The sequence below is a fragment of the Pseudomonas sp. St386 genome, from assembly GCF_018325865.1.
GTDB classification, from domain to species: Bacteria; Pseudomonadota; Gammaproteobacteria; order Pseudomonadales; family Pseudomonadaceae; genus Aquipseudomonas; species Aquipseudomonas brassicacearum.
The window spans coordinates 3,532,570-3,555,632 of sequence record NZ_AP021900.1; the positions used below are offsets into that span (position 1 = coordinate 3,532,570).

A 23,063-nucleotide genomic window follows, 5' to 3' on the forward strand; every position below is an offset into this window, starting at 1 on the left:
GTTGGTGCAAAAAATAAATAATGCTCTATTTCTGTGCGATAAAAATTCACCGAATCATAATATATTGATTTTAAATGGAATTAATATCGCAAATTTGATGTTTCAAAATAAATCTATTGTTCGTAGCGCCGTCGATTAAAAGTATTAATTTGTTTGCGGGAATCGCTTGTTTACTATCTGAAACGCGCAGCGACATTCCGTCGCGGCCATCCAAGCTACCTTATCGTATTTGGGGGGATCTATGCCGGCTCAGCAAATGGAACAAGGCTGTCTGACGGGTGAGCAAATCATCCATTCGATTAAAGGAATGATCACGGCTTCGGGGATCAACACCAATGCGTTCTATAAAACCTTTCGACAGGCCCCGCTGCCCAAGGCGACGCTGAAGAAAGTGTTCCAGCAGTACTTTTATTACATTCGTACGTTCCCTCAGATCCTGGCGGGCACCTCGCACCGTACCGACAGCGAAGTGATTCGGATGAAGTTGGCGCGCACGGTCGTGTCTGAGCTGGGCGATGGGGTAGGCGAGGCACACTTCATCATGTTTGAGCGTGTACTTGCCGGCGTTGGCATCACGTTGGATGACTGGAAGAAGGTTGAATATATTCCCGAAGCCAGTGAGCTGGTCGACGGCCTGCGTCGAATTTTCCTCGAGGGTTCGACAGAGCATGCCATTGGTGCTCATTACGTTATCGAAGAGTTCGGCTTTCCGATGATCGCCAACCTGTACGAAGGCTTCCGCCTCTACAGCGGGTGGAAACACGAAGACTTCACCTACTTCTATCTGCACATGCTGGTAGAAACCGATCATGTGCAATGGATCAGTGACGCGGTCATGGAGGCGGCCCGGGACACTGACAACGGCAACAATATTCTGGAGGGCGCTGCCGATGTACTGAACTTGTTGACCCGATTCTGGCAAGGACTCAACCGAGTAGCCACTCACGCCTGACCGATCAATACAAGGGGGCGGGAAGTCATGGATGATTTGACATTGATTGGTCGAGTGGCGCCCTTCAGGGATGCCAGTGCATACGCAGCATCCTCAGGAGCGTTGAACCTTTCGCAAGGAATTCCTGAACCCCTGTTTGACAATGCCATGAATGCGGCGCTGGCCCGCCAGGTCCGGGCGGGCTGGCAGTACGCCGACCCTCGCGGCGAAATGATTTTGCGCGAAAGCATCGCAGCTCACAGTGCCGGCTATGCACCCGACAGCGAAGTGCTGGTGACCAGTGGCTGTACCGAGGCCTTGTACCTGGCCCTGTACGCAGCGTCCACGCAGTACGGCAGCCGGGTCGCGTTCTTTGAGCCCTTTTATCCCTATTACCCAGGAATGGCCTCGTTGCTGGGGTTGGAGTTTGTTGCAGTGCCGTTGTCGGCAGGGGAGTCGATCGGCCTCGATTGGGCAGTGCTCGAACAGCAATTGCGCGCTGGTGTTCGCATACTGCTGCTCAATACACCCCATAACCCGACGGGGTGGTGCATGTCCGCTGATGATTGGCAGCACATGGTGGCGCTGGCAAAAAACCATGACTTCATGGTGATTGTCGACGAAGCCTATCGTCACTATCAGTACGACACTGACACATCGGCGCGGTACCCCCGGCAGCAGATTCCCATGATGGTGGCAGGCAGCGCATCAAAGTTGTTGTCCATGACGGGCGTCCGGATCGGCTGGTTGTGCGCGCAGGCAACCTTCATGGAGCGAGCCTATGCCCATCACCTCTACCTGAGCTATTGCCAACCCACCCCCATACAGGCAGCCGTTGCTGTTTTGCTCGATGAGTTGACCGCCGGGCGCCTGGATAGCCTGCGCGAGCACTACAAGCACAAACGTGATCGCCTGGCAGGTGCGCTGACGGCTGCCGGGCTGGATATCCGGTTACCGGCGGGCGGCCATTACATCATGGCCGACTATTCACGGCGGGCGCCTTCATTGTCCCCCGTTGAATTCAGTCAACACCTGGCCGTTCGTTGCGGGGTCATGCCATTGCCTGCGACGCCCTTCTACCAGGGGCCGTGCCCCACCTATGTCAGGTTTTCTTTCTCGGTAGCCAAACCCATTGTTGATCAAGCCTGTGCCCGCCTGGAGGATTTTTGAAATGGAGCAGCATGTGTTCGACGTCATTGTCGTAGGCGGCGGTCCCGCAGGGCTTAGCGAGTGTATCCGGCTGATTGATCTGGGCCTGAAAGTCGCTGTTATCAGCGATGTATTCGGGGGGTGCATGGGCATGATGGGGGATCATCCATTGCAGTCCTACTGCAATGAACTGGAGATCGAAGGCGCGCCCTATCCCTTGCATCGGTTCATGCGCAAGTTGTGCGTCAGCCCCACCGGTGAGGAATACGCAGCCTACATCCGTAGTAACTTCGAAGCCTTGCCCTTGACCAGGATCCAGCAACGGGTGGTCACCGTCAGCAAGGCCCAGGGGCTGTTCGAGGTGAGCCTGGCGCCGGGTTCCCAGCATCGGTCCTTGCGTGCACAGCAGATTATCCTGGCAACCGGGATTCGCCCGAAGGCGCCGCCCTTCGAAATGCCCAGTGCCCATTGGTTGAAGTGCTTTGACGTCTATCAAATGGTTGCGCGGGGCGAGGCCCACCGTTTCCTGCAGCAGGATGTGGTCATCTTCGGCAGCGGTAACAGTGCGTTTCAGATCGCACTGCTCCTGGCCCCGTTCGCCCGCAATGTGTCGATTCTGATCAAATCCTATCTGGGGCTGTATCCCCAAGAGACCGATGATCGCTTTGCCCTCAGGTCCCTTAGCCAGCGCACGCTGGAAATGATTGCCAAGACTTCGTCCAGTTCCTTTCAAGGGCCGCTCAACAGCGCCAGCAGCACAGGCCGGGCCAATATCTGGCTGCATGCCTACAGCAGCATTCGCCAGGATGGCGACAAGGTCGTCCTGGACCTTCCGTCGTCACTCAACGGCAATCCGCTGCTCCAGGCTTCCTGTCGCAAGGCTCAAGAGGCGGGCCGGTTGGTCGCCGCCCAGGCATCCGACGGGCATGAGTTGCACTTGGATGTGTCGGCCAAGGAGCAATGCCTTGTTTCGGCCATCGGCGTCACCGCACAACTCCCCGCCACCGACTGGCCGCAACTGCTCAACCAGCAAACCGGCTTTACCTGCCACCAGGATGGGAAAAGCCCTGTCGCCGGCCTGTATTTCGCGGGTGCTGCCTCAGGTTATGCGTCGATCAATACGATGGTGCCGGCAGCTGCAGAAATGAGTGCCGCAATATCGCTGCAAGAAGGACTGCGGTCATGGGCGTGAGGATGTTCCAGCCGCTGCGCCTGGACCTCGGCGACGTGCTCGGGCAGTCGGCAGCGGAGCTCAGGCAGGCCATCGCGCAGGCCAAGGTGCTGGTCATCGCCAACCAGGACGTCAGCGTCGCCCCTTATGTGCAGTTGATGCGCAGGCTGGGCTCGCCTGTCCATCATGTGTTGGCCAAGTACTGCCTCGAGGATTATCGGGAAGTGCTGACCGTGACCAATCTCCATCGGGACGGCCAGGCCTTGGGCGTGCATGAAGGAGGAGGGTATTGGCACACCGACATGTCGTACAAATCGGCGAACACGGTGTTCACCTCACTGCTGTCGGTACGTGTACCAGACCAGCACGGCGAGACCCAATTCATCGATTGTGTCGCGGGCCTGCATCAGGTTCGCCAGTGGCTGGAAAGCCCAGGTTGCCCGTCGTACCTGAAGGGGCTCGACCTGGAAAACCTGCGGATTCACCACCGTTTCGGCAATCGAGACGCGCTGCGCAATGCCGACGCCGCGGTGCAACAGCTCAATTCCCAGGAGGCTGGCGCACTGGAAAACACCGTGGTCCACCCCCTGGTGTACAAGCACCCACTCGCTTGCACTGCGTCGCTGTATGCACCGGCTGCCACGGCCATGCAAATAGAAGGGGTCACGCCTGCACTGTCCCATCGCATTCTCGACAGTCTGGTCGACTTCCTTGTCCAGCACGCACCGCGCTATCGGCATGCCTACCGCCCAGGCGACATCGTCATCTGGGACAACCTTTCAACGCTGCATAAAGGTCCGCCCATACCCAAAAGTGAAGGGGGCGCCGATGCGCGCCTTCTCTATCGCATGAACGTCGACTTCCAGTGAGGCACTACCATGATCCAGACCATCGTTTTCCTGACGCCCCATTACCTTAACTTTGCCTCCGAGAAGGCGCTGCAGACGCTGGGTCGAGATTGCCGGACAGTGTTGATCGCCTATCACGCCGACGTCCTGCCGCCTACGCTTGAGCGCAATGTCTCGCAGATCGTGCGTGTCGATGCGGACCTGCAGCGCAACATCCGCCCGTTGCTGGATCATGACCAATGTCGCAGCGTCATCAGCGATGAGCTGCGAGCCGTGCAAGGCAAAACTTCCTCATTGCGTATTTTCTGCCAGGAAGAGTGCCACGTTGAACTGGCGGCTCAGTTGCGCGAGGAGTTCGGATTAGAAGGCGACACACAGGCGATCGTGGCGAACTTTCGCGACAAGGTGCTGATGAAACACGCCGTCAGCAAGAAGGGGATACGCATTCCCGAGTTTGTGCCACTGGATCACGTACGGCTATCGGCTGAGCCTCAGGCTTACTACGCTGATCTGACGGCGCGATTGGGCTTGCCCCTGGTCCTGAAGCCGGTGAACGCAGCGGGCAGTTTCGAGGTGTCGATCATTCGCAACGAGGCCGAATTCATCAAGGCCCGCGAACAAGTGTTGGCCTCGCCGTATCATTTTGATTATGAGGTGGACGAGTTCATTGACGGCGACATGTTCCAATGCGACTCGTTTGTGGTCGACGGTCAAATCCGCTACTGCGGTGTGCTGGAACTGGGCTGCACCAACTTCGACTTTGTCCAGGGCAAGCCCTTGAGCGTGATTCCCGTGGCCGACCCCACGCTCAAGGCGACCCTGGAGGCATTCAATCGGGACGTGATTGCGGCCCTGAACTTTCGCAACGGTTCGACGCACCACGAGGTCTTCGTGGACCGCAAGCGCGGTTATCCGGTGTTCCTGGAAATTGCTGCACGCGTACCTGGCGGCATCGGGGTGCCGTACCACGAGAAAAACAGCGACATCAACCTGATCGACGCCAATCTCTACCTCGTAGCCGGGGCCGCAGCACTCGATGACATCAAGCCCAACGAGAAGAACAACGTTGTGTCCGCCTTGTTGCCCTTGCGCAAAGGCCGGATCAGCCAGCTCAACGAACCGCCCATTTCCAGTACCTACGACATCGACTGGCGGGTCGCCCCCGGAATGGTGGTGGACTCCCGGTCCCTGGCCGATACCGCGGGCATCCTGACTTTGTACAACGCAGACCCAAAGGTACTTCGCGCCGACTTCGAAGCCTTGCAGGACTACGTACCGACCCAGGTGGAAGTGCTGGAGCCGGGAACCGCTTGATTGATCCAGCGGGCGGCAGGCAACAGGTTTTTCTCAAGGAGCAGGCATGAAGACAGGAATACTCGGTGCCGTCAGCATGGCGGTCTACTGCATCTCGACGGCGCTCTCGGCCGTCTGGGTCATGGTGGCGTTCACCCGCATCAGTGGGGCGGCGTTGACATTCATTACCTTCCTGATGGCCTGGGCGGTATTTTTCCTGGTGCATACCTTGCGGGGTCATGACCCGTTTCGTCTGCTGCGCGAGGAGTGGCGAGGCGTTCTGCTGCTCAATGTGCTGACGTTGTTCAGTTGGTGGTTGATGTTCATGGCATTGCAGCGCATTGAGGCGTCGGTGGAGTCAGCGATCTATCAGGGCTGGATGCCGCTGGTGGTGGTGGTCTGTGAAATGCTGGTGGCGCGTTCCTCGGTCAGTCGTTCCCGCTGGCTGGGCGCGCTGCTGATCCTGTTGTCGCTGATGGCGTTGGTCCTTATGCGTCTCGCGCTTGGAGTCACGGCCCAGGTAAGCCTGGTCAACTTGCATGAGGGCATTGCCCTGGCGACTGTCGCCGGGATCACTGGTGGGATCTATGTGTTCTGCTCGGCTCGACTGAACCGCGATAGCAAGTACAGCGCCATGGATATCCTGTGCGTCAGGTTCTTCCTGCTATTGATCGTCACAGGGTGGGTCGGCCGGGAAAATTTGCACCAGTTGCTCACGCTGGATACCGCCATGCTCGGCCAGTTGATCAAGCTGGCGTTTGTCAGCGTGCTGATTCCGGTGTTTACCCTGCAATTTGCCATTCAGCACCTGGGAGGCGGGCGGGTGTCCATTCTCACGCCTTGCGTGCCGGTCATCGCCTTGGCCGCCGAGTTCGTGCTCTCCACCTGGCATAGCCCTTGGGTTCCCGTTCTGGTTACGGTGGTGTGTGTGGCGGTGTTGTTGTCCAACGTCTGGTTTTCGCGAGACAGGCGCGTTGTTCGTTCAGGGCCCATGCCTGTTGCCCTTCAAAAATAGACTTCTGTTTGCTGGAGCATCCCATGACTCTTTCCTTGGCCTTTGCGCAGGGGGCGGCAGACGCGTGCTCGAATGACGGCCGCAGCGTGCTGGCACGCACGTTGGAAATCGCACGAACCTTGATCGGTTTTCCTTCGGTCAGCGACCGCTCCAATCTGGACCTCATCGAATGGGTGAGCGGTTACCTGCACGGCTTCGGGGTACAGGCCCGGATTCTGCCGGACGCCTCCGGGCGCAAGGCGAACCTGTTTGCCAGTCTCGGACCGCCGCGCCCCGGGGGCATCATCCTGTCCGGACATACTGACGTGGTGCCGGTAGCGGGCCAGGCCTGGGCGCAGGATCCGTTCAGCGCTCACCTGGATCAGGATCGGCTCTACGGTCGTGGCAGTTCGGACATGAAGGGGTTCATCGCCGTGGTGCTGGCAATGGTTCCCGAGCTGATGGCGTCTGCACGACAAAGCTTTCACCTGGCCTTGTCCTATGACGAAGAAGTGGGGGCGATGGGGGCGAAACATCTGGCCCCATTCATCTCCCAGGCACAGCTGGAACCCGCCGGTTGCATTGTCGGCGAGCCGACCTCAATGGCGTTGGTGATCGGCCACAAGGGGCGTCACGAAATCAATTGCTGCGTCCATGGCAAGGTGGCGCACTCATCGTTGCCGAGCGAGGGGGTCAACGCCATCGACTATGCCGCGCGGGTACAGATGCAGCTTCAGCAAGTGGCCAGGCGGCTTTCACAAGGGCCGCTGGATAGCGGGTTTGATGTCCCGTACACCACCGTCCAGGTCTGCCGGGTCAATGGCGGTGTCGCTGGCAATGTCATTCCTGGTCAATGCAGCTTTGACTTTGAGATTCGCTACCTGCCCGGCTGCGATGCCGAGCAACTGCTGGTGCAGATCAAGGACGACGCCAAGCAGGCCATGCACAGTGAGATGGATGATCGCGCCGCGGCGGCGTCCATCGAGTTTTCCCACACGCTGCACACCCCGGGGTTGGATGAGAAGGGCAACCAGGCGTTCGCGCAGTGGGTCCGCGAGGCTAGCTCAATGGCCCATGGCCGACAACGCGTGGCGTACAGCACCGAGGCCGGGCTGTTTCAGGCCGCAGGGATCCCCACGATCGTCTGCGGCCCAGGGAGCATCAAGCAAGCGCACAAGGTGAACGAGTATGTGGACCTGGCTCAGCTTGAGGCCTGTGAACAGTTCCTGCGCCGCCTGGCACGTTGTGAGCCATTGCCTCCATTTCCCGCTGGGGGTGCGCAATGAGCGCCACAGCCCAGGATAGCCAGGGGCGCAAACGCAGAAAACTGGTGCTGGCGGTGAGCGTGGGCGCCGCCCTGGAATGGTTCGACTTCACCCTGTTTGCGATCTTCGCCTTGCAGATCGCCGCAGCGTTCTTTCCGGCATCCGATCCATTGATGTCGTTGCTCGCGTCCTACCTGGCACTCGCCGTCGGCTTCGTGGCCCGGCCGTTGGGCGCGCTGCTGATGGGGCGCTATGCCGATCGCCAGGGGCGCAAGGCCGCGTTGACGCTGTCGATCATGCTGATGGGCGCCGGAACCCTGATCATTGCCGTATGCCCGACCTACGAGACCATCGGTTGGTGGGCACCGCTGAGCATTGTCGTCGCGCGCATATTGCAGGGGGTTGCAGCAGGAGGAGAGATCGGTGGTGCGCTGGCCTATCTTGTCGAGACAGCACCTGCGGACCGCCGCGCGTTATTTGCGTCCAGCCAACAGGTGGCGCAAGCCGGATCATTCCTGCTATGCGGTTTAAGTGCGAGTCTGTTGTCGAGCGCGCTGACGCCCGCCCAGTTGGATGAGTGGGGTTGGCGCGTGCCCTATGTCTTCGGACTGCTGGTCGTGGTGGCGGGCTTGAAAATTCGTCGCAGTCTCGAGGAAAGCGAGCCGCTGCGCCGCTTTCTCGATAATCAAGATAAGCACGCGATGGCCGGGAAGGGGCCTAACCTTCGCCCCTATCTGCCCAACCTCGTGAGGGGGGTGCTGATCGTCGTTCTCTGGACGGTCGCGACACAATTGATCAATTTCATGCCGACCTATGCATCGATGGTGCTTGAACTCCCGCGCAACAAGGCCTACCTGGGGTTGGTGCTGGTCGGCCTCATCACGCTGCTGTGTCCGTTAACGGCACTGCTGTCGGACCGCATCGGGCGCTACACCGTGATGCTCATCGGTGCCGTGGGGGTCGCGCTCTGTGCCTACCCAGGGTTCGTATGGCTGAACAACAGTCCCAGTCTCCAGACGCTGATCAGCTTCCAATGTGGGCTGGCAGTGCTGATGGTGCTTTACACCGGGCCGGCTGCAGCAGCCCTGGCAGAGCTGTTTCCGGTGCAGGTCAGGGCCCTGGGTGTCTCGCTGGCCTACGCCTTATCGGTGACCCTCTTCGGCAGTGCCACGCCTGCGCTGATCACCCTGATCTACCGACAGAGCGGCGATGCCCTGGCGGCGGCCCACTGGCTGTTTGCGGCGGCCTGCCTGAGCGCGATACCGCTGGCCTGGATAAGCCTGTCGAAATACCGGGCAAGCGCCACCCCGGCGTTGGCCGCCGAGCATGAGACTTGAGCGAAGATGACTCACGATCCTCATTGAATGCTCTGGGTAAACCCGCACTGCCTGGCAGACCACACCACCGCCAATGTCAGCAACAGGAGAATGACCAGGACCGGCGCAAACGCAACGACACCGAGGTGATCGAGCAGGACGCCCCCCACGATCCCACCCCCGGCAATGGCGACGTTCCAGGCCGTGACCAACATCGACTGGGCGAGATCCGCTGCCTCTGCGGCCGTCTTGGCGATCGCCGTCTGGAACAACGTCCCGGCCCCTCCAAAGGCGATTCCCCAGGCCGCTACCGCGATGTAGATCGCGGCAGGGCTGTCGCTCATGGCACCTAGCGTCAGTGCCGAGATGGCGAACAGCGCCGTGCTCGCAAGGGTCAATGCCCGTAGATGGCGATCGATCAGCACGCCGACGACCCAGATGCCCAGCAACGATGCGACCCCGAAGACCAGCAGAACCAGGTCGGTCCGCTCGCCCAGGCCCGCCGTCATCAGGAACGGCGCGATATAGGTAAAGAGAATGTTGTGCGCCAGGACAAAGGCCAACACCACGAACAACACCGAGCGAACGCCCGGCAGGGTGAAGACCTGACCCAGGGCAAGGCGTTTGCCGGTGGTTTGCCCGGGAAAGTCAGGCACCTTGAGTCGTACCCAGACCATCAAGGCGACGGCGAACAAGCTCATGATGGCGAAGCTCATCCGCCAACCGATCAAATTGCCGAGCAAGGTGCCGGCCGGTACGCCCAGGGATAACGCCAGGGGTGCACCAACCATGGCTATCGCAATCGCCCGACCTTTCTGGCTCTCGGGCACCATGCGGGCGGCATAACCGGCCAACAAGGCCCAGAGCAGCCCGGCCGATACGCCACCCAGCAAGCGGGCAACGATCGTCAAGCCATAGTGGGACGAAAGCGTCGTGACTGTATTGGCCACGGCAAAACCGGCAATGGCCAACAGCAAGAGCGGCCGGCGCCGCATGCCTTGGGTCGCGGCCGTCAAGGGAATGGCCGCCAGCAAGGAACCTATCGCGTAGACCGTGACCAACTGGCCGGCGAGGGCTTCGGAAATTGCCAGCCCTTCGCTGATCTGTGAGAGAAGGCCGGCGGGCAAGGCTTCGGTGAGAATGGTCACGAACGCCGCCAGCGCGAGGGCAAACAGTGACCCGATGGGGAGCGGCGCAGCGTCTTGAACGACCTCGGCCTCGGCGTCGATATGGGTATTGGCAATCGTCATGTGTCACCTGCTTGGAACGCTTCTGGCCCGCCGGATAGCGGCGTCAGTCGCAGATTGATAAGTGCCGACTACGGTAAGGGCCCCTTCTTTGCGAGACAAGAATGCTAGAGTGCGCAACACATCGGAAAAAATGTCCGTAATGGGAGCCTGGCGTGGAGTCACTGAGCGGGATTGATTTTTTTGTTCGCGCGGCCGAAACCCGCAGCTTTTCAGAGGCGGGCAGGGCGCTTGGCATTTCGTCTTCGGCGGTGGGCAAAAGCGTCGCCCGGCTCGAGGAACGGCTGGGTGTGCGGCTGTTTCATCGCAGCACGCGCAGTATCACGCTGACGGCGGAAGGGACGCTTTTCCTCGAGCGTTGCCGGCGTATTCTCTGCGAAGTCGAAGCGGCCGAACTGGAGTTGTCGGAAACCCGCAAAGCGCCGCGGGGCAAACTGCGGGTGAGTTTGCCACTGGTTGCAGACCTGGTCATGCCGACGCTGATGGCCTTCATGCGCCGCTACCCCAGTATCGAACTGGACCTGGATTTCTCCGACAGGCTGGTGGACATCATCGAGGAAGGTTTCGATGCCGTCATTCGGACTGGAGAACCGAACGACTCCCGGCTGATGTCCCGCCCGTTGGGCGCGTTCAAGCTCGTCGTGGTCGGTTCGCCCCGGTACCTCGCCGAACACGGCACGCCGCAGGTGCCGACGGATCTGCTGCGCCATGCCTGCCTGTTATACAAGTTTCCCAGCACTGGCAGGATGCAGGTCTGGCCGATAAACGGGGAAGGGCAGCCGGATCTCAACTTGCCGGCGACCCTGGTCTGCAACACCACCGAGGCGTTGCTGTACGTCGTGCGCGATGCATTGGGGATTGCCTGCGTGCCGGACTTCACTGTGCGCGATGCCATCGCCAGCGGTGAACTGGTCACCGTCCTCGATGACTTCAATCGGCATCAGAGCACCTTCCGCATGCTCTGGCCTTCAAGCAAGCACCTGGCGCCGAAACTGCGGGTGTTCATTGATTTCATGAGCAGTGAATTGTTCAAGTGACTCATCGCTTGGCGAGCAGCCCAAGGCATTGTTGCAACACTGGCGATACGTCCCCGGCGCGGTAGCTCACGACGATGGGTGAAGTGGCGCTGCTGTCCAGCAGCGGGGTGTAGCCAATGTCATCGCGGTGCAGTCTTTGCACCGAGGCGGGTACCAGGGTGATACCGATGCCTGCTGCAACGAGGCCGATGGCGGTCTGCAGCTCGTTCACCGTTTGCACCACCCGGATCCGCAAGCCCTGTGCGGCGAAGATACCCAGGACGTGGTCGGCATAGCTCGGGCGCGGGGTGCCCGGGTAGAGGACAAAAGGTTCTGCTGCCAGTTGCTCCAGGGTGGCCGGTCCCGACAGCAGCGGGTGACCTGCCGGCAGGGCTGCGACCAACGGGTCCTGGCGCAGGATTTCCTGGGTGATAGTCGGATCATCGAACAGCATCCGGCCAAAACCAATGTCGATGCGGCCACTTTTCAGCGCTTCGAGCTGCTGCAGGGTGATGAGTTCCGAGAGCCCCAATTCCACATCGCCGAGGCTACGCAACTGACGGATCAACTCAGGCAAGGCGCCGTATAGCGTGGAAGGGGCAAAGCCAATACCCAGCCAGCGTTTCTGGCCTGCTGCGACGCGACGCGTGTCGTCGCCAATGCGCACGAGCTGTTCCAGCAATTGGCTGGAGTGCTCATGAAAGAACCGACCCGCTTCGGTCAACCTCAGCGGCCTGGAACGTTCAAGCAGCGCCACCCCCAGTTCATCCTCCAGTTGCTGGATCTGGCGACTCAGCGGTGGCTGGGCAATGTTCAACTGCTCAGCGGCACGAGTGAAATTCAGGGTTTGCGCCAGCACCCGGAAGTAACGCAAATGACGAAGCTCCACGATACCCCCAAGGTATAAAGCGAGACTTATTCAATATTGGACGGTGCGCTTGCTCAGCGTCAATCTTTGCCCAAGAACAAACACAACGCCGACGGAAAGATTATGACTGCTGTCACCATCGAACGCTTCGATACCCAAATTGTTGACCTACCCACGATCAGGCCACACAAATTGGCCATGCATACCATGCACGGCCAGACGCTGGTCATTCTGCGGATCCACTCCAGTGACGGCATCATCGGCGTCGGCGAGGCCACGACCATCGGTGGCTTGGCGTACGCCGGGGAAAGCCCGGAAAGCATCAAGGTGAACCTCGACAAATGGTTCGCACCGCTGTTGATCGGGCAAGACGCGAGCAATCTCAACGTGGCCATGCAACGGGTCGACCGGAGCATTCGTGGCAACACGTTTGCGCGCTCAGCGGTGGAAACCGCGTTGCTCGACGCCCAAGGCAAGCGCCTGGGACTGCCGGTGGCGGAATTGCTCGGCGGGCGCGTACGCGACGGTGTGGAAGTGGCGTGGACGCTGGCCAGCGGCGACACCGGCCGAGACATCGAAGAGGCCGAACACATGCTCGATATACGTCGCCATCGGCACTTCAAACTGAAGATCGGTGCCGCAGAGCCGGCTCGCGACATCGCCCATGTCGCGGCGATCAAGCGTGCCCTGGGTGACCGCGCCAGTGTGCGTGTCGACATCAACCAGGCATGGAGCGAAGCGCTGGCCATACGGGCCTGTCGACTGTTGGCCGATGCTGGCGTCGAGCTGATCGAACAACCCTTGTCCCGGCACGACCGGCCGGGCATGGCCCGCCTCAGTGCCCACAGCCCGATCCCGCTGATGGCCGATGAGGCGATCGAGTCGGTCCAGGACAGCTTTGCCCTTGCGCAGATGGGCGCCGCTTCGATTTTCGCCCTGAAAATCGCCAAGACCGGCGGCCCCCGGGCGGTGTTGCGTACTGCTGCGATTGCCGAAGCCGCCGGTATCGGCCTGTACGGCGGTACGATGCTCGAAGGCAGCGTCGGCACGCTGGCGGCCGCTCATGCCTTTGCCACGCTGGACAAGCTGGAATGGCATACCGAGCTGTTCGGACCGCTGCTGTTGACCGAAGATATCCTGGTGGAACCGCCTGTCTATCGGGACTTTCAGCTCATGATCCCGCGCACGCCCGGTTTGGGCATCGAGCTGGATGAACAACGGCTTGCGCGTTTTGCGCGCCGCTGACCTGCCTTAGCCAAGAGGATACCCACGAGATGCTTTTCCACGTACGCATGACCGTCAGGCTCCCAGCCGATATGCCGGCTGAAACAGCCACTCAGCTCAAGGCCGACGAGAAAGAACTTGCGCAGCGCCTGCAACACGAAGGCACCTGGCGTCATCTGTGGCGCCTGGTCGGGCTCTACGCCAACGTCAGTGTGTTTGATGTGCCGGATAACCAGGCGTTGCATGACACCTTGATGCAATTGCCGCTGTACCCCTACATGGAGATCGACGTGACACCGATGTGCCGACATCCATCTTCGATCCATGCCGACGACCGCTGAGTTCACCGATTCGCAGTACTGACATCGACAAGAACAAATAATACTGATGAGGGCAAAAGCCATGACCGTTCGTATCTCCCAAACCGCTGAAGTGCAGCAATTCCTCGAGAAAGCATCCGGTTTCGACCAGCCCACCGGGAGCCAGCGGATGAAGCAGGTGGTGCATCGTGTCTTGAACGACTCGATCAAGCTCATCGAGGACCTTCAGGTAACCCCCGAAGAGTTCTGGAAGGCTGTCAACTACCTGAACGACTTGGGCCGCCGCCAGGAGGCTGGCCTGGTCGTCGCGGGGCTGGGGCTCGAACATTACCTGGACATGCTGATGGACGCCGAAGATGAACAGGCCGGCCAGGTCGGCGGCACGCCACGGACCATTGAGGGCCCGCTGTATGTGGCCGGCGCGCCGCTGTCGGAGCGCTTTGCCCGCCTCGATGACGGCCAGGACCCCGGCACGGTGTTGTTCATGACCGGCCAGGTACGCGACACCGATGGCGAGCCCCTGGTCAACGCGGTGGTCGATGTCTGGCACGCGAATACCGGCGGTACCTACTCATATTTCGACCCTTCGCAGTCCGAATTCAACTTGCGCCGGCGGATCCTGACGGACGCCGAAGGACGCTATCGTTTCCAGAGCATCGTGCCCTCGGGCTACGGCTGCCCGCCGGATGGTCCGACCCAGCAATTGCTTGACCAGCTGGGGCGTCATGGCCAGCGGCCTGCACACATTCATTTCTTCATTTCGGCGCCTGGACATCGTCACCTGACGACGCAAATCAACCTGGCAGGGGACCGATACCTGCACGATGATTTTGCTTATGCAACCCGCGACGAATTGATCGCCGAGATTCGCTTCAGCGACGATGCCAATGGCCAGCGGGCGGATATCGAGTTCGATTTTGTCCTTCAACCAACCGCTGCGCCCAAAGACGAAAGCCGTCCCGAGCGAGTGCGAGCGCTGGAGGTGTGATTCACCGTTACGCCTGACACCCAAGCCCCCGCAGCGATTGCTGACGGGGGCTTTGTGGCTTCAGCCTGGTCTTGAGCGAACAACAAAAAAGAGGCGCCAACATGACCGTGTTATTGAGTGAGCGCAGCCAGATTTTCGACCGTGCAGATGCCTATGCCGTGTCGGATTACGTTAACCAGCACGTGGGCAGTCACTGCATTCGCCTACCGCCGCGGGGCCGCCCCGAGGCGAGCATCAGCCATCGTACGTTCTCGAGCCTGGACTTGTGTCGTATCAGTTATGGCGCGCCGGTGCGGGTCACCTCGACGGCGCTGGAGACGATCTATCACCTGCAAATCCTGCTTCATGGGCATTGCCGATCCGCTGCCCGAGGCAAAGAGCAGGTTTTGCGGGCCGGTGAGATTCTGCTGATCAACCCGGATGACCCGGTCGACCTGACGTATTCGGCCGACTGCGAAAAATTCATCGTCAAAGTTCCCGTCAGGCTGTTGGAAAACGCCTGCCTGGAGCAGCACTGGACGCTTCCGCAGCAAGGGATCCGGTTCGTGCCCGAGCACCACGAGCTCAAAGAGATGAGTGGTTTTGTGCAACTGCTGGGGTTGATCTGCCATGAGGCCGAGAACGCGGCGCAAGGTGAGGTCCAGTGCCTGTACGAGCGGATAGTCGCCAACAAGTTGCTGGCGTTGCTGGCAAACAATGTATTGAGAGTCGCACCGCGACCTGAAGAGGGTGCGGGCTTCGACCGCGTGCGGCAGTTCATCGAGGAGCACCTGACCGAAGACATCAGTCTCGAACAGTTGATGGCGGTTGCCCGGGTCAGCGAGCGCTCGCTGTATACGCTGTTCGAGCGCCAGGTCGGCCTTTCGCCCAGGGACTACATGCGCCAACGCAAGCTGGAGCGGGTGCATGCCGAACTGCAAACCGCGACAGCGCGCAGCGTTACCGAAGTCGCGCTGGATCACGGTTTTCTGCATCTGGGCCGCTTCTCCGAGGTCTACCGCAAGCGCTTTGGCGAGCTGCCTTCGCAGACTTGCCGGCGCCAGCGTGAACGGGCCGCGCCAGGCGGATAGCGATTTGCAGTACGTGGATATTGACGCCGCAAGTGAACACGTAGGGTGAGGGGGCCTGATACAAGAACAACCGAGGGTACCCCATGATCAGCACGCTCGACAGACTCGCCCGTCAACTCAGCGAATCCGTTCAGGAAGATCCCACTACCGGGGTCTTCCGCTGCCGCCGCGACATCTTCACCGACGCCGAACTGTTCGCCCTGGAGATGAAGCATATTTTTGAAAGTGGTTGGGTCTACCTGGCGCATGAAAGCCAGGTGCCGGACATCAACGACTACTTCACCACCTACATTGGCCGTCAGCCCGTCGTTATCACCCGCGACAAACAAGGGTCGCTGCACGGCTTGGTCAATGCCTGCGCTCACCGTGGCGCCATGCTATGCCGACGCAAGCAGGGCAACAAAGGCTCATTCACGTGCCCGTTCCACGGCTGGACCTTCAGCAATGCCGGCAAGCTGCTTAAAGTCAAAGACGCCAAGACCGGCGCCTACCCAGACACTTTCGACTGCGACGGCTCCCACGACCTCAAGCGCCTGGGCCGTTTCGAGAATTATCGCGGTTTCTTGTTTGGCAGCCTCAGCGAAGCCGTCCCGGAATTGAGTGATTACCTGGGCGAAACCCGGGTCATCATCGACCAGATGGTCGACCAGGCGCCTGAAGGGCTGGAAGTGCTGCGCGGCAGTTCGTCCTACACCTACGACGGTAACTGGAAACTGCAGATCGAGAACGGTGCCGACGGCTATCACGTCAGCTCAGTGCACTGGAATTACTCGGCAACCATGGGCCGCCGCAATTATGAAGCCGAAGGCACCCGCACCGTGGATGCCAATGGCTGGTCGAAGAGCCTGGGCGGCGTCTATGCCTTCGAACATGGGCACATCCTGCTGTGGACCCGCCTGCTCAATCCCGAAGTGCGTCCGGTGCATGCGCACCGTGAGGCCCTCGCCGAGCGCCTGGGCCAGGAGCGTGCCGATTTCATCGTCGACCAGACCCGCAACCTCTGCCTGTACCCCAACGTTTACCTGATGGACCAGTTCTCCACGCAGATCCGCGTGGTACGGCCCCTCGCGGTCGACAAGACCGAAGTGACGATCTACTGCATGGCGCCCAAGGGTGAAAGTGCCCGGGAGCGCACGACCCGCATTCGCCAGTACGAGGATTTTTTCAACGTCAGTGGCATGGGTACGCCGGACGACCTGGAAGAGTTCCGTGCCTGCCAGACCGGTTATCAGGGGGCGACAAGTTTGTGGAATGACCTGAGCCGCGGCGCAAAGCAGTGGATCGAGGGGGCTGACGAAAATGCACGCGCCATGGGCATGAACCCGCAGCTCAGCGGGGTGAAAACCGAGGACGAGGGGTTGTTCGTCCGTCAGCACGCCCACTGGGCCGCCAGCCTGCAACGAGCGATTGAGTTGGAGCGACAAGGCCTGATTGCCACCGACAAGGAGGTGCGCTCGTGAGCATTTCCCGTGACAGCCTGCTGGCTTTTCTCTACCGCGAAGCACGCCTGCTGGATGATCGCCAGTGGGACGAGTGGCTGGAGTGCTACTCGCCCAAGGTCGAGTTCTGGATGCCGGCGTGGGATGACCACGACACGCTGACGCAGGACCCGCAGAGTGAGATTTCGCTGGTGTATTACCCCAGCCGCGACGGCCTGGAAGACCGAGTTTTCCGCATCAAGACCGAACGCTCCAGTGCCAGCACGCCGGAGCCGCGAACCGTGCATTTGATCACCAACCTCGAGGTACTGGCTGAAGACGCCGGGCACGTGGAGCTGCGTTTCAACTGGCAAACCCTCAGCCATCGCTACAAGACCACGGATACGTATTTCGGCACGTCTTTCTATCGCCTGGACATCAGCGCTGAACAGCCGCTGATCACGCGCAAGAAAGTGGTGCTGAAAAACGACTACATCCATCAGGTCATCGACATCTATCACATCTGAGGACAGCGCCATGACGTACTCCATAGCCCTCAATTTTGAAGACGGGGTGACCCGTTTCATCGACTGCAAAGTGGGTGAGAAGGTGCTGGATGCCGCCTTTCGCCAACGTATCAACCTGCCCATGGATTGCTCGGACGGTGTCTGCGGCACCTGCAAATGCCGCTGCGAGACCGGCGCCTATGATCTGGGCGACGAGTACATCGACGATGCGCTGACGGAGGACGAAGCACAGGAACGGCAAGTCCTGACCTGCCAGATGGTGCCGCAATCCAACTGCGTCATCGCCGTGCCGGTGCCTTCCAGCGCCTGCAAGACCGGCACCACCCGGTTCGCTGCCAGCGTCACCGGCATTACTCGGCATGCCGATGCGGCGTTGGAAATCAGTTTCGAACTGGACCAGGCGCCGATTTTCCTGCCAGGCCAGTACGTCAACATCGAGGTGCCGGGCAGCGGCCAGACGCGCTCGTACTCATTCAGCAGCCGCCCAGGCGAAAAGCACGCCAGTTTTCTGATCAAGCATGTCCCCGGCGGCCTGATGAGCGGTTGGCTGGAACGCGCTCAGGAAGCCGAGAACGTCGCCATGACCGGGCCATTGGGCAGTTTCTATCTGCGTGAAGTGACCCGGCAGCTGTTGTTCCTGGCTGGCGGCACCGGGCTTGCGCCGTTCTTGTCGATGCTCGAGGTGCTCGCCGAACGCGCAGAAACCCAGCCGGTGTCGCTGATCTACGGTGTGACTCGCGATCAGGACCTGGTGATGGTCGAGGCCCTGGAAGCCTTCGCCGCGCGCCTGCCGAACTTCAGTTTCGTGACCTGCGTGGCGGACCCCGGAACCGCTCATCCTCGCCAAGGCTATGTCACCCAGCACATGGCGCCAGCCGTGCTCAACAACGGTGATGTCGACGTGTACCTCTGCGGGCCACCGCCGATGGTTGATGCCGTACGCCGGCATTTCAAGGAACAAGGTGTCACCCCGGCCAGCTTCCACTACGAGAAGTTCACGCCCAACGCAATCGTCACCGGCGACGCCGCCTGAGGACACTGAAATGAACCCACGTTTCAACGAAAAGGTCGTGCTGGTCACCGGCGCGGCCCAGGGAATCGGTCGGCGTGTCGCCGAGCGAGTGCTGGAGGAGGGCGCGTTGCTCGTTGCCGTCGACCGCTCTGAACTGGTCCACGAACTGCAGCATGAACATGCGCTGACCTTGACGGCTGACCTGGAGCAGTACGCGGAGTGCTCGCAGGTAATGGCCGCGACCAAGGCGCGTTTCGGGCGTATCGACATCCTGATCAACAACGTTGGCGGGACGATCTGGGCCAAACCGTTCGAGCACTACGCCGAACATGAAATCGAAGCCGAAGTACGCCGTTCCTTGTTCCCGACGCTGTGGTGCTGCCACAGCGTATTGCCCTACATGCTCGAACAGGGTAACGGCGCGATCGTCAACGTTTCATCGATTGCCACGCGCAGCATCAATCGCGTTCCGTACGGCGCGGCCAAAGGCGGCGTCAATGCGCTGACTGCCTGTCTGGCACTGGAAACCGCCGGCAGCGGCATCCGGGTCAACGCCACGGCCCCCGGCGGCACCGAAGCACCGGCGCGCCGCATTCCTCGCAACAGTCAGCCGCAAAGCGAGCAGGAGCGGGTCTGGTACCAGCAAATCGTCGATCAGACCATCGACAGCAGCCCGATGAAACGCTACGGGACCCTCGATGAGCAAGTCGGCGCCATTCTGTTCCTGGCATCGGATGAGGCTTCCTACATCACCGGCGTGACCTTGCCGGTAGGGGGCGGCGACCTGGGCTGACGCTGCGGCAGTACATACGGTTCTCACACACAACAAAAATAATGAGAGTAAAGCCATGCGGACCATCGACGTACATTCGATCATCGACAACGCCCGTTTCGGGCGCTTCCATTGGCTGGTCATGGGCTTATGCGCCTTGCTGTTGATCTTTGACGGCTATGACCTGTTCATCTACGGCGTGGTCTTGCCGGCGATCATGAAGGAGTGGGGGCTGACGCCTCTACAGGCCGGCGCGCTGGGCAGCTATGCACTGTTTGGCATGATGTTCGGTGCCTTGGCATTCGGCAGTCTGGCCGACAAGATCGGCCGCAAGAAAGGCATCGCCATCTGCTTCGCGCTGTTCAGCACGGCGACGGTGATCAATGGTTTCGCCAGCACGCCCGGCGAGTTCGGCGTGTGCCGTTTCATCGCCGGGCTTGGATGTGGCGGGCTGATGCCCAACGCGGTCGCGCTGATGAACGAGTACGCGCCGAAAAAAATGCGCAGCACCTTGGTTGCGTTGATGTTCAGCGGCTATTCCCTCGGCGGCATGCTGTCGGCCGGTGTCGGTATCTTCATGCTGCCGCGTTTTGGTTGGTCGTCGATGTTCTTCGTCGCGACCCTGCCATTGTTGCTTCTGCCGTTGATTCTTCACTACCTCCCGGAGTCCATTGGCTTTCTCATCCGCCAGGGCCGCACCGAACAGGCGCGTACGCTGCTTGAGCGCCTGGCGCCAGGGAATGAAATCGGCGTCGAAGACACGCTTCAACTAAATGAAACCAAGGGCAAGGGCGCATCCGTACTGGAGCTGTTCAGGAATGGCCTCGGTGTAAGAACGGTGGCGATCTGGGTAGCGTTTTTCTGTTGCCTGCTGATGGTCTACGCATTGAGCTCGTGGTTGCCCAAGCTGATGGCCAACTCCGGCTACAGCCTGGGTTCAAGCCTGACGTTCTTGCTGGCCCTGAATTTTGGCGGCATGGCAGGCGCGATTCTGGGAGGTTGGCTTGGGGATCGGCTGAATCTGGTGAAGGTCATGATCGGGTTCTTTCTTGCTGCCGCACTCTCCATCAGCTTGCTGGGTATCAATAGCCCGATGCCGGTGCTGTACCTGCTCATCTTCATCGCCGGCGCTACCACTATCGGCACGCAAATCCTGTTGTACGCCGGTGCCGCACAGCTTTATGGCTTGCACATTCGCTCCACGGGCCTGGGGTGGGCCTCCGGAATCGGTCGCAACGGCGCAATCGTCGGCCCGCTCTTGGGCGGCGCACTGATGGGGATCGAATTGCCCCTGCAACTGAACTTCATGGCCTTTGCCATTCCGGGCGCTATTGCGGCGCTGGCAATGACCGCCTTCGCCCTGAACGAACGTCGCGCCCTGCCTGCTGCGCTTGAAGCGCCCTCGGTAAAAGCCTGACACCGAGCGTAATAGCCCGCACGACATGACGGCGGGCCCATGAGCTGTCGATAAATAACAATAATTAAGAGCACAACATGAATCAGCAGACCATACCGCGTTTCTGGCTTTCACTCCTGGGCGTGCCACTCGTCGCGTCGGCGGCGGACCAGGGCTTGCTCGAAGGTTCCACCGCCACCTTGCAAGCTCGCAACTATTACTTCAGCCGGGACTATTCCGACATCGTCGGCGCAAATCGGCAATCCAAGGCCGAGGAGTGGGGGCAGGGTTTCATCCTGACGTTCAAATCCGGCTACACACAGGGGCCTGTGGGGTTCGGCATCGATGCGCTAGGAACGCTGGGCCTCAAGCTCGACAGCAGCCCTGACCGGGTCAATACCGGGTTGTTGCCGATCACGGACGATGGCCGTGCGGCTGACGATTACAGCCGTCTGGGCCTGACGTTCAAAGCCAAAGTCTCTAAAACCGAACTGAAGGTCGGGGAGCTGCAACCGAATCTTCCGGTACTCGCCTTCAGCGACATACGTCTGCTGCCCCCGAGTTATCAGGGGGTGAGCATCAGCTCCAGCGAGATCAGTGGCCTGACGGTGCAAGCAGGTCACTTGACGACGACCAGCCTGCGCAACGAAGCCGGCGACGAAAAAATGATCGCCATGCTAGGCCATGTGCCTAAACGCCAGGCTGAAAGCGATGCTTTCAACTACCTCGGCGGCGACTACAGCTTCAACAGCAATCGCACCAGCGTCAGCCTCTGGCACGGCCAGTTGAAAGACATCTATGCCCAGGACTTCATTGGTTTCAAGCACAGCCAGCCCATGGGCGACTGGGGTCTGGGCGCCAATCTCGGTTATTACGATGCCAGCGAGGACGGCAGTGAAATGCTGGGGAAAATCGATAACCAGGCGTTCTTTTCGTTGCTGTCTGCAAAGCGTGATGGCCACACCTTTTATGTCGGTTACCAGGCGATGTATGGCGACAGTGCGTTCCCCAGGGTTTTCGCCAACGTCACGCCTCTGGGTAACGAGGTGCCAACTTATGAGTTCGCCTATACCGATGAGCGTTCCTGGCAGGCTCGTTACGACTATGACTTCGCTGCAATGGGGGTGCCTGGCCTCACGACGACGGTGCGCTACATCACCGGCGACAACGTGAACACCGGCGCGGGTTTTGAGGGCAAGGATCGCGAGCGCGATCTGGATATCGGCTACGCGTTCCAGAACGGTTTTCTAAGCGGCCTGGGGGTACGCGTGCGCAACGTCATGGCGCGTTCCAACTACCGCAGCGACATCGACGAGAACCGGTTGATCCTCAGTTACACCTGGAAGCTGCTCTGACCTGATCGGTTCACCCTTGCCGGTGCCATGGCGAATGCCTGGGAAGCCTAGTCAGATCAAGGAGCCTTGTTCTCGACCAGGCAATTTCCGCCATCCACCACGATGACTTCGCCAGTGAGGTAGCTCGCCTCTGAAGAGGCAAGGAAAGCCACCAGTGCAGCGACCTCTTCGGGACGTCCGGCGCGGCCCATCGGCGTGTATTCGGCCGCTTTGGCTTCCTCTGTAGTGGTCGATCCTGTGGTGATCCAGCCGGGAGCGACGCTGTTTACGGTGATCCCTTGCTGGGCGACTTCCAGCGCCAGGCTCATGCTCATTCCGACCATCGCGGCCTTCGCGGCGCTGTAAGCCGCTTCACCGGGGTTGCTGCAGCGGGTGCCGGTAGTGGAACTGATGTTGACGATGCGCCCGTAGCGACGCGCCCGCATGCCGGGCAGAACAGCCCGTGTAAGCAGAAAGGCCGTGGTCAGGTTTCGCGCCAACGTAAGGTTCCAGGTGTGCAGATCCATGCTTGCCAAGTCGGAAAAAAACTCCGGGCTACCTTGCATGGCCATGCCCGCGTTGTTGACCAGGATATCGATCTGGCCCCAGAGGGACTCTGCCCACGCCATGAACTCACGTACCTGGTTTTCATCGGTAAGATCGAGGGCCCGGCCTTCGACTTCGAACCCTTCGGCGCGCAGTTCTGCGACTCGATCATTGATTCGCGCACTGCTGGCGGTGACGATCAGTCTGGCTCCCGCCGCGCCAAGCCTGCGGGCGATCGCCATGCCGATTCCGATCTCGCTTCCAACCCCACTGATGAGTGCCACAGGGTTCTGTCCAACTGCGTTTGGCATGGTGCCTCCAGAGGGGGGTAAGTGATTGCCAGGCGCCGGCGCGCTAT

22 protein-coding genes are annotated in these 23,063 nt (G+C 60.2%); 19 read left to right on the top strand and 3 right to left on the bottom strand.

Annotated elements, in window-relative coordinates:
- Positions 1–241: 241 nt before the first annotated feature.
- From KI235_RS15500 to KI235_RS15535, 8 genes are read left to right on the top strand one after another with little or no spacing between them, the layout of a single operon-like run.
- Positions 242–952 (top strand): iron-containing redox enzyme family protein, encoded by a 711-nt coding sequence (locus KI235_RS15500; RefSeq protein WP_013693359.1) that lies wholly within the window; start codon positions 242–244, stop codon positions 950–952.
- Positions 953–979: 27 nt separating this feature from the next.
- Entirely contained in the window at positions 980–2,101 is a 1,122-nt protein-coding gene (locus KI235_RS15505; RefSeq protein ID WP_060613872.1) for a pyridoxal phosphate-dependent aminotransferase, read from the top strand.
- A gap of 1 nt (position 2,102) precedes the next feature.
- On the top strand, positions 2,103–3,272 hold the full coding sequence (locus KI235_RS15510; protein ID WP_003201859.1) for an FAD-dependent oxidoreductase: 1,170 nt from the start codon (positions 2,103–2,105) through the stop codon (positions 3,270–3,272).
- Positions 3,263–4,120: a TauD/TfdA family dioxygenase gene (locus tag KI235_RS15515; protein ID WP_003201861.1), complete on the top strand. Its 858-nt coding sequence runs from the start codon at positions 3,263–3,265 to the stop codon at positions 4,118–4,120. Before KI235_RS15510 ends, KI235_RS15515 begins: the two co-directional genes overlap by 10 nt.
- 9 nt (positions 4,121–4,129) lie before the next feature.
- Positions 4,130–5,413, top strand: coding sequence for an ATP-grasp domain-containing protein (locus KI235_RS15520; protein ID WP_003201863.1), 1,284 nt, complete (start codon positions 4,130–4,132; stop codon positions 5,411–5,413).
- Between the two features lie 46 nt (positions 5,414–5,459).
- Positions 5,460–6,407: an EamA family transporter gene (locus KI235_RS15525; protein ID WP_003201866.1), complete on the top strand. Its 948-nt coding sequence runs from the start codon at positions 5,460–5,462 to the stop codon at positions 6,405–6,407.
- Between the two features lie 23 nt (positions 6,408–6,430).
- Complete coding sequence (gene argE / locus KI235_RS15530; protein ID WP_212795137.1) at positions 6,431–7,672, top strand: acetylornithine deacetylase; 1,242 nt, start codon at positions 6,431–6,433, stop codon at positions 7,670–7,672.
- Positions 7,669–8,988, top strand: a complete 1,320-nt coding sequence (locus KI235_RS15535) for an MFS transporter (protein ID WP_212795138.1) — start codon at positions 7,669–7,671, stop codon at positions 8,986–8,988. The genes argE and KI235_RS15535 overlap by 4 nt, the downstream gene beginning before the upstream one ends.
- A 20-nt stretch (positions 8,989–9,008) precedes the next feature.
- On the opposite strand, the gene KI235_RS15540 is transcribed toward KI235_RS15535, so the two are convergent.
- Positions 9,009–10,217 (bottom strand): MFS transporter, encoded by a 1,209-nt coding sequence (locus KI235_RS15540; RefSeq protein ID WP_003201872.1) that lies wholly within the window; start codon positions 10,215–10,217, stop codon positions 9,009–9,011.
- Positions 10,218–10,369: 152 nt separating this feature from the next.
- Here KI235_RS15540 and KI235_RS15545 point away from each other — a divergent pair, with 152 nt between their 5' ends.
- Positions 10,370–11,251, top strand: coding sequence for a LysR family transcriptional regulator (locus KI235_RS15545; RefSeq protein WP_003201875.1), 882 nt, complete (start codon positions 10,370–10,372; stop codon positions 11,249–11,251).
- A 1-nt stretch (position 11,252) separates the two neighbouring features.
- On the opposite strand, the gene KI235_RS15550 is transcribed toward KI235_RS15545, so the two are convergent.
- Positions 11,253–12,119, bottom strand: coding sequence for a LysR family transcriptional regulator (locus tag KI235_RS15550; protein ID WP_027913068.1), 867 nt, complete (start codon positions 12,117–12,119; stop codon positions 11,253–11,255).
- Between the two features lie 102 nt (positions 12,120–12,221).
- On the opposite strand from KI235_RS15550, the gene KI235_RS15555 reads away from it, so the two are divergent.
- The 10 genes from KI235_RS15555 to KI235_RS15600 all read left to right on the top strand — a co-directional run bounded on the left by KI235_RS15555 (position 12,222) and on the right by KI235_RS15600 (position 22,180).
- A complete protein-coding gene (locus KI235_RS15555) occupies positions 12,222–13,343 on the top strand; it encodes a muconate cycloisomerase family protein (protein ID WP_212795139.1) in 1,122 nt (373 codons plus the stop codon).
- Positions 13,344–13,372: 29 nt separating this feature from the next.
- Positions 13,373–13,663, top strand: a complete 291-nt coding sequence (gene catC, locus KI235_RS15560) for a muconolactone Delta-isomerase (protein ID WP_212795140.1) — start codon at positions 13,373–13,375, stop codon at positions 13,661–13,663.
- Positions 13,664–13,724: 61 nt separating this feature from the next.
- The gene (gene catA / locus KI235_RS15565) at positions 13,725–14,630 is read left to right on the top strand and encodes a catechol 1,2-dioxygenase (protein ID WP_212795141.1); all 906 of its coding nucleotides are present in this window, start codon (positions 13,725–13,727) and stop codon (positions 14,628–14,630) included.
- 101 nt (positions 14,631–14,731) lie between these two features.
- Entirely contained in the window at positions 14,732–15,700 is a 969-nt protein-coding gene (locus tag KI235_RS15570) for an AraC family transcriptional regulator (protein ID WP_003201884.1), read from the top strand.
- 83 nt (positions 15,701–15,783) lie between these two features.
- Positions 15,784–17,160, top strand: coding sequence for a Rieske 2Fe-2S domain-containing protein (locus tag KI235_RS15575; RefSeq protein WP_027913073.1), 1,377 nt, complete (start codon positions 15,784–15,786; stop codon positions 17,158–17,160).
- Positions 17,157–17,645, top strand: a complete 489-nt coding sequence (gene benB / locus KI235_RS15580; RefSeq protein WP_003201887.1) for a benzoate 1,2-dioxygenase small subunit — start codon at positions 17,157–17,159, stop codon at positions 17,643–17,645. The genes KI235_RS15575 and benB overlap by 4 nt, the downstream gene beginning before the upstream one ends.
- 10 nt (positions 17,646–17,655) lie before the next feature.
- A complete protein-coding gene (gene benC, locus KI235_RS15585; protein WP_003201888.1) occupies positions 17,656–18,678 on the top strand; it encodes a benzoate 1,2-dioxygenase electron transfer component BenC in 1,023 nt (340 codons plus the stop codon).
- Between the two features lie 10 nt (positions 18,679–18,688).
- Positions 18,689–19,450 carry a 1,6-dihydroxycyclohexa-2,4-diene-1-carboxylate dehydrogenase gene (locus tag KI235_RS15590; RefSeq protein ID WP_003201890.1) on the top strand — a complete coding sequence of 254 codons (762 nt, stop codon included), beginning with the start codon at positions 18,689–18,691 and terminating at the stop codon, positions 19,448–19,450.
- Positions 19,451–19,505: 55 nt separating this feature from the next.
- Entirely contained in the window at positions 19,506–20,846 is a 1,341-nt protein-coding gene (locus KI235_RS15595; protein WP_013693372.1) for an MFS transporter, read from the top strand.
- A gap of 77 nt (positions 20,847–20,923) precedes the next feature.
- Positions 20,924–22,180, top strand: a complete 1,257-nt coding sequence (locus KI235_RS15600; protein WP_212795142.1) for an OprD family porin — start codon at positions 20,924–20,926, stop codon at positions 22,178–22,180.
- Between the two features lie 56 nt (positions 22,181–22,236).
- Here KI235_RS15600 and KI235_RS15605 read toward each other — a convergent pair whose 3' ends face one another.
- Positions 22,237–23,016 carry an SDR family NAD(P)-dependent oxidoreductase gene (locus KI235_RS15605; RefSeq protein ID WP_212795143.1) on the bottom strand — a complete coding sequence of 260 codons (780 nt, stop codon included), beginning with the start codon at positions 23,014–23,016 and terminating at the stop codon, positions 22,237–22,239.
- Between the last annotated feature and the right edge of the window lie 47 nt (positions 23,017–23,063).